Source organism: Mesorhizobium sp. M8A.F.Ca.ET.021.01.1.1 (assembly GCF_003998025.1).
Taxonomy (GTDB): Bacteria; Pseudomonadota; Alphaproteobacteria; order Rhizobiales; family Rhizobiaceae; genus Mesorhizobium.
On sequence record NZ_RZSJ01000320.1, the window covers coordinates 1 to 6869 of the forward strand.

The 6869-nt window shown below is 63.5% G+C and carries 5 protein-coding genes and 2 pseudogenes; 2 read left to right on the top strand and 5 right to left on the bottom strand.

Annotated features, from left to right (window positions below):
* The first annotated feature begins 273 nt into the window (after positions 1–273).
* Together gltX and gltA are read left to right on the top strand one after the other, a co-directional pair.
* The gene (gltX, locus tag EOA36_RS22315; protein WP_127279455.1) at positions 274–1698 is read left to right on the top strand and encodes a glutamate--tRNA ligase; all 1425 of its coding nucleotides are present in this window, start codon (positions 274–276) and stop codon (positions 1696–1698) included.
* A gap of 183 nt (positions 1699–1881) precedes the next feature.
* The gene (gene gltA, locus EOA36_RS22320) at positions 1882–3204 is read left to right on the top strand and encodes a citrate synthase (protein ID WP_015317794.1); all 1323 of its coding nucleotides are present in this window, start codon (positions 1882–1884) and stop codon (positions 3202–3204) included.
* Positions 3205–3246: 42 nt separating this feature from the next.
* Here gltA and lpxB read toward each other — a convergent pair whose 3' ends face one another.
* From lpxB to EOA36_RS22345, 5 genes and pseudogenes are all read right to left on the bottom strand, one after another.
* A complete protein-coding gene (gene lpxB, locus EOA36_RS22325; RefSeq protein WP_127279456.1) occupies positions 3247–4419 on the bottom strand; it encodes a lipid-A-disaccharide synthase in 1173 nt (390 codons plus the stop codon).
* Positions 4409–5325 (bottom strand): annotated as a pseudogene (lpxI, locus tag EOA36_RS22330) (UDP-2,3-diacylglucosamine diphosphatase LpxI). Before lpxI ends, lpxB begins: the two are co-directional and overlap by 11 nt.
* On the bottom strand, positions 5297–6130 hold the full coding sequence (gene lpxA, locus EOA36_RS22335; RefSeq protein ID WP_127279457.1) for an acyl-ACP--UDP-N-acetylglucosamine O-acyltransferase: 834 nt from the start codon (positions 6128–6130) through the stop codon (positions 5297–5299). Before lpxA ends, lpxI begins: the two are co-directional and overlap by 29 nt.
* Before the next feature lie 13 nt (positions 6131–6143).
* The gene (fabZ, locus tag EOA36_RS22340; protein ID WP_015317790.1) at positions 6144–6611 is read right to left on the bottom strand and encodes a 3-hydroxyacyl-ACP dehydratase FabZ; all 468 of its coding nucleotides are present in this window, start codon (positions 6609–6611) and stop codon (positions 6144–6146) included.
* Positions 6604–6869, bottom strand: a pseudogene (locus EOA36_RS22345) (UDP-3-O-(3-hydroxymyristoyl)glucosamine N-acyltransferase); the annotation flags it as partial. The pseudogene EOA36_RS22345 and the gene fabZ, both read right to left, overlap by 8 nt.

Below are 6869 nucleotides of genomic sequence, written 5' to 3' on the forward strand. Positions count from 1 at the left end.
GCAGGAGACGGAGTTGGCGCCGGCAAGCCCGCTTGCAACGGCTGGGTTGCGGGCGCAGCCACGAGCGGCGATGGCAGCGGGATCGCCGGAGGCGTCGCAAACAAGGACCGTTCGCTGACGCCGACAATGGCGCCCTCGCCCCGATCCGAGCCCCGGCCTCGTCCAGTCATCGGGTCTGCCCCTTGCGCCCTCGACACCCTATGCTACATGAACGCGCGAAGCGCGAAAGTCCGCGCCCTCCGCACCCAGCTTCAGACGTTTTCCGAGAGTTCCATGTCCGACAAGGTCATCACCCGTTTTGCCCCCTCGCCGACCGGCTATCTGCACATCGGCGGCGCGCGCACGGCACTGTTCAACTGGCTCTATGCCAAGCATACCGGCGGTACGATGCTGCTGCGCATCGAGGACACCGATCGGGAGCGTTCGACCGATGCGGCCACATCAGCCATTCTCGACGGCCTGACCTGGCTCGGCCTGTCATGGGACGGCGATGCGGTTTCCCAATTCGAGCGGGCGCCGCGCCATCGTGAGGTGGCCGAGGAACTGGTGCGGCTGGGCAAGGCCTATTACAGCTACGAGACTTCAGCCGAGCTCGAGGCGATGCGCGAGGCAGCACGCGCCAAGGGCCTGCCGCCACGCTATAACGGCCACTGGCGTGAGCGCGATCCGTCGGAGGCACCCGCCGGCGTCAGGGGCGCCATCCGCATCAAGGCACCGACCGAGGGCGAGACGGTGGTGCAGGATCGGGTCCAGGGCGAGGTGCGCTTCCCCAACAAGGATCTCGACGACTTCATCATCCTGCGCTCGGACGGCAACCCGACCTATATGCACGCCGTCGTCGTCGACGACCACGACATGGGCGTCACCCACATCATCCGTGGCGATGATCACCTGACCAACGCCGCCCGCCAGACCGTGATCTACAACGCCATGGGCTGGGACGTGCCTTCGATGTCGCATATCCCGCTGATCCATGGCGCCGACGGCGCCAAACTGTCGAAGCGCCACGGCGCGCTTGGTGTCGAGGCCTATCGCGCCATGGGCTATCTGCCGGAGGCCCTGCTCAATTACTTGGCGCGTCTCGGCTGGAGCCATGGCGACGACGAGATCATGTCGATCAAGGACATGATCTCGTGGTTCGACATCGGCGACGTCAACAAGGGCGCGGCGCGCTTCGATTTCGCTAAGCTCGAGGCGTTGAACGGCGTCCATATGCGCCGCATGGCCGATTCCGAATTGTTCGACATTTTCATCGCCACCTTGCCTTATCTGGAGGGCGGCCCGGCGATGGCGGCGCGCCTCGACGAGAAGAACAAGGCGCAGTTGCTGGCAGCCCTTCCGGGCCTGAAGGAGCGCGCCAAGACGCTGGTCGAGCTCGTCGACGGCGCTGCCTTCCTGTTTGCCGCGCGGCCGCTGCCGATCGACGACAAGGCGGCGCTCCTGCTCAATGACGATGCCCGCAAGATCCTGCGCGGCGCTCACGAAGCTTTGAAGTCGCTGTCGGGTGAGTGGACGGCGGCCACGGCTGAGGCCGCCATCCGCGAGTACGCCCTGACTGGCGGCCATAAGCTTGGTGCCGTGGCCCAGCCGTTGCGTGCTGCCTTGACCGGCAAAAGCACTTCACCGGGCGTATTCGACGTGCTGGCCGTGCTGGGGCGTGAGGAAAGCCTGGCCCGCATAGCGGATCAAATCGATTAGCAGCAAACTGGCCCAAGAAGATTGGCATTGAAAGGCGCGTTTCGCAGTGCAACATTATGTCTTGGCCCAATCTGGCACGCACCTCCTAGAATGCGGTGGCGAAGACGCGCATTGCGGTGATTTCGACGTGTCGCTCTGCGGAATTTGCCTTTGCCGGCATGAGGAAACAAGAAGGAGTTTGCAATGACCGAAGCTGCGAAAAAACTGGATGTGGGCGGCCAAGAGGCCACGGCAACGCTCGAATTCGCCGGCAAGACCCACGAATTCAAGGTGCGAAGCGGCTCGGTCGGACCTGACGTCATCGACATCGCCTCGCTCTACAGCACCACCGGCGCTTTCACCTATGACCCCGGCTTCACCTCGACGGCAAGCTGCGAGTCGGAAATCACCTTCATCGATGGTGATGCCGGCATCCTCCTGCACCGCGGCTACCCGATCGACCAATTGGCCGAACATGGCGATTTCCTCGAAGTCTGCTATCTCCTGCTCTACGGCGAACTGCCCACCAAGGCGCAGAAGGACGATTTCGATTACCGCGTGACGCGCCACACCATGGTGCACGAGCAGATGTCGCGCTTCTTTACCGGCTTCCGCCGCGACGCGCACCCGATGGCGGTGATGTGCGGCGTGGTTGGCGCGCTGTCGGCCTTCTATCACGACTCGACCGACATCTCCGACCCGTACCAGCGCATGGTTGCGTCCATGCGCCTGATCGCCAAAATGCCGACGATCGCGGCCATGGCCTACAAGTACCACATCGGCCAGCCCTTCATTTACCCGAAGAACGATCTCGGTTTCGCGGCAAACTTCCTGCATATGTGCTTTGCCGTGCCGTGCGAGGAATACAAGATCAACCCGGTGCTGGCGCGCGCCATGGAGCGCATCTTCATCCTGCACGCCGACCACGAGCAGAACGCTTCGACCTCGACCGTTCGTCTCGCCGGCTCTTCGGGCGCCAACCCCTTCGCCTGCATTGCCGCCGGGATCGCTTGCTTGTGGGGCCCGGCCCATGGCGGCGCCAACGAAGCGGCGCTCAACATGCTGGGCGAGATCGGCCATGTCGATCATATCCCGGAATTCATCGCCCGTGCCAAGGACAAGAACGATCCGTTCCGGTTGATGGGCTTTGGCCACCGCGTCTACAAGAACTACGATCCGCGTGCCAAGATCATGCAGAAGACGGCGCATGAGGTCCTGGGCGAGCTCGGCATCAAGGATGATCCGCTGCTCGACATCGCGATGGAGCTGGAAAAGATCGCGCTGACCGATCCCTATTTCATCGAGAAGAAGCTCTATCCGAACGTCGACTTCTACTCCGGCATCACGCTGAAGGCGCTGGGCTTCCCCACCACCATGTTCACCGTGCTGTTCGCGGTCGCCCGCACGGTCGGTTGGATCGCGCAGTGGAAGGAAATGATCGAGGATCCGCGCCAGAAGATCGGTCGCCCGCGCCAGCTCTACACCGGCGCGCCGGAGCGCGACTACGTACCGATTGCGAAGAGATGAGGCAATAGGGATTGGGCTGTAGGGAATAGGCCTGCCCACTGCCTACTGATTGCTCTTGATGCACCCCATCACCACCTCCGCAGCGATATCGCCGGAGGGCCTGTCGGTCGCCATCCGCCTTGCCACTTCCGCAAAGCCGTCCTTCTGCCAGGCTCGGTAGCCGGTGTCTGAAAACAGCGCCTCGAGCTGCCGCGCCAGATAGCGCGGCCGCACATATTGGTTGTAGTGCTCCGGCACCACGATCTGGTCGGCAATCAGATTGGGCAGGGCCGCACTCCACACCGTGACCAGCCCCTGGGCCATGCGCATCACCGGATCGAGCCGGTAGCACGAGATCATCGGCACGCCGGACAGCGCCAGTTCCAACGACACTGTTCCCGAGGCGATCAGTGCCGCATCGGCTTTGCCGAAGGCCTGCCATTTGCGCTCAGGCTCAAGGATGATCTCAGGCTTTTCATCCCAGCGAGCGACCGATGTTTTGATCAGGTCAGCGACATGCGGCACCGTCGGCAACAGCAGGCGCAAGCGATGTCCGCGCGCCCGCAATGCCGAGACCGTCTCACCAAACGGACCAATAAGCCGGCTCGCTTCGCCGCGCCGCGATCCCGGCAGGACGAGCAGCGTCTTGACACGATCGCCCGAGAGATCGCGCGGCTGGCCTTGCGCCTTGGCCGCGCCAAGTACGCCGGGATCATGCGTCAGGCGATGTCCGACATAGGTGCCGGGCGGGCCACCGAGGCGGCTGAGTTCCTTCACTTCGAAAGGCAGGATGCACAGTATGTGGTCGACGTAGGGCTTCATCGCCGCCGCCCTGCCCGGCCGCCACGCCCAGACGCTCGGGCAGACATAGTGGACGATCGGGATGTTCGGATCGGCGGCTCGAACCTTTTTGGCGACGCGCAGCGAAAAGTCAGGGCTGTCGATGGTGATGAGGCAGTCGGGCTTTTCAGCGGCGACGGCACTTGCCGTCTGGCTGATCCGCCGCATCAGGCGCGGCAGGTCGCGCAGGATGGCGCTGAGCCCCATCAGTGCGATCTCTGATCCGTCGAACAGCGGCGCCAGCCCAAGCGCCCGCAGATGCCGCCCGCCAATGCCGACGAGGCGCACCTCGCGCCCGGTCATGCGTTTCAGGGCCTGGACGATGTCGGCGCCAAGCAGGTCGCCGGATTCTTCGCCGGCGACGATCGCGATCTTCAGCGGCTTCTCAGCTGCCATGGGCAGGCCCCGCGGCCGGCAGGCCGATCACGAACAGACCGAGCGCATTGGCGCGCGCAACGACAGTCGGCCCTTCGAGGATCAACGAGCGGCCGGCTTCGACGGCAATGCCGGCAAGGCCGGCTTCATGCGCCGCCTCGACCGTTTGCGGGCCGATAGAGGGAAGATCGGCGCGCAGTTCCTGGCCGGGCTTGGCGCATTTAACCAGGACGCCGCGCGTTTTGCCGGCGAGCCTGCCATGGCCACGCAGTTGCTGCGTCCGCTCGAGCAGACCGCCGGTGCCCTCGATGCCTTCCAGGGCAATGACGCGACCGCCGATCGCAATAGCGGCCTGGCCGATGTCGAGCGCGCCGATGGCCTTTGCCGCCGCATGCGCCGCCTCGATGTCGCGCCAGTCCGACTTTCGCGGCACTGCCTTGGTCAGCGGCCCTCAGTCGCGACAAGTTTCGGCACGACTTCGTGCGCGCCGACGACCTTGATGCCGCGCGCCTCCAGGCCTCGGGTCAATATCTTCAACAGGCCGTCATCGCCGCGCGCAAGCGCCATGGCGGCGGAGGATATCACAGCCAGCAGGCCGAAGCTCGGGCGCATGTCGATCAGACGCGGCCTGCGCCTGATCTCGCCGGCAAGCACGAGATGGCTGATCCGCCGGCGCCTCAGCAAGGCAGCCAGCGAGCCGATGTCTTCCAGGGCAAGGCTTTCATGCTCATAGACCGTGAGCTCGGACTGACGGTCGGCCTGGCCTTCGACCAAGATGATGACGGGCGGATGTCCGCCCTCCGCCAGCCCTTCGGCGACTTCGACCGGCAGGCTGCCGCCGCCGGCAATGATGCCGACCCTGGCGCCCGGCGCGAGAACGAAGCCTGCCGAGCTGGCCTCAGCCTTCGTCATCGGTGACGTCGCCATCGCCGCCCTTTAGCGATGGCACCGCATAGTGCCGCTTGCCGCGACTGGTGATGAAATCGATGATCTTCATTGCAGTTGGTGACGAGGCGAACTCGGCCTTGGCGAACTCGATATTCTCACCGACGGTGCGGGAGCGGTCGAAGATCGTCTTGTAGGCCTTGCGCAGCAGATAGATTTCGGAACGCGGCAAACCGGAGCGCTTGAGGCCGATGATGTTCAAGCCGCGCAAGCTGGCGCGGTTGCCGACCGCGATGGCATAGGGAATGACATCACCAACAAAAGCCGAGCACCCGCCAAGAAAGGCGTTGTCGCCAACGCGCACAAATTGATGGACGGCGCTGAGGCCGCCAATATAGACGTTGTCACCGATTTCGCAGTGTCCGCCCAGCGTCGCGCCGTTGGCGAAGGTGGCGTTCTTGCCGACGGCGCAATCATGGGCGATATGGGCGTAGGCAAGGAAATTGCCATTGTCGCCCACCGTCGTTTCGCCGCGGCTGGTGTCGGTGCCGACATGCATGGTCACGCCTTCGCGGATGGTGCAGTTGGCGCCGATGACGAGTGTGGTGCGGCCGCCCTTGTGCTTGGTATTCTGCGGCGGCGCGCCCAGGATCGCCATCGGATAGACCTTGGTCGACGCCCCGATAGTGGTAGCGCCCATCACCGAGACATGGCTGACCAGTTCGACACCGTCGCCGATCACGGCATCGGCGCTGACATGGCAGAACGGCCCAATGCGTACCCCCTGGCCGATCTGGGCGCCTTCTTCGACGACGGAGGAAGGATGGATTGACGTCTTGATTTTCATAGGCACTCGATCGTCAGTCGCCGGTGACCATCATGGCTGAAATCTCGGCCTCGGCCGCCTTGGTACCTTCGACCAGGGCTTCGCAGGCGAATTTGAGCAGGTTGCCGCGCTTCTTGATTTTCTTGACATGGATCTTCAACTGGTCGCCGGGAACGACCGGTTTGCGGAATTTTGCGTTGTCGATGGTCAGGAAATAGACCAGCGACGGTTTCGACGCCCCGAGGCTGCGAATGCAGATGGCGCCGGCCGTCTGCGCCATGGCCTCGACGATGAGCACGCCCGGCATCACCGGCTGCTCCGGGAAATGCCCCTGAAAATGCGGCTCGTTTATGGTCACGTTCTTGATGCCGATAGCGGAGTCGTCACCATCGATGTCCACGATGCGGTCGATCATGAGGAAGGGGTAACGGTGCGGCAGGAGCTTCATCAGCCCCAATATGTCAACCGCTTCCAGCGTTGTCGCCGCCACCATGTCAGCCATTGTCCTTGCCCTGCTTGCGTGCTCTGGCCATCGTGCGCAACATGGCTATCTCTCGCATGGCTTCCGCCATCGGCTGTGCCGGATAGCCACCCCATATCTCGCCGGCGGGAACATTGCTCATAAATCCACTTCTGGCGGCAAGCTTGGCACCTGTACCAATCGTCAGATGATCCGCAAGCCCGACGCCGCCGCCCATAGTGACATTGTCACCCACCACCACGGAACCGGAAATACCCGAAAGCCCGGCCACTATGCAAT

Bases quoted from the DNA above. Each gene is read 5' to 3' on its own strand.
- gltX (WP_127279455.1), top strand. From the start codon at position 274: ATGTCCGACAAGGTCATCACCCGTTTTGCCCCCTCGCCGACCGGCTAT.
- gltA (WP_015317794.1), top strand. From the start codon at position 1,882: ATGACCGAAGCTGCGAAAAAACTGGATGTGGGCGGCCAAGAGGCCACG.
- lpxB (WP_127279456.1), bottom strand. From the start codon at position 4,419: ATGGCAGCTGAGAAGCCGCTGAAGATCGCGATCGTCGCCGGCGAAGAA.
- lpxA (WP_127279457.1), bottom strand. From the start codon at position 6,130: ATGAAAATCAAGACGTCAATCCATCCTTCCTCCGTCGTCGAAGAAGGC.
- fabZ (WP_015317790.1), bottom strand. From the start codon at position 6,611: ATGGCTGACATGGTGGCGGCGACAACGCTGGAAGCGGTTGACATATTG.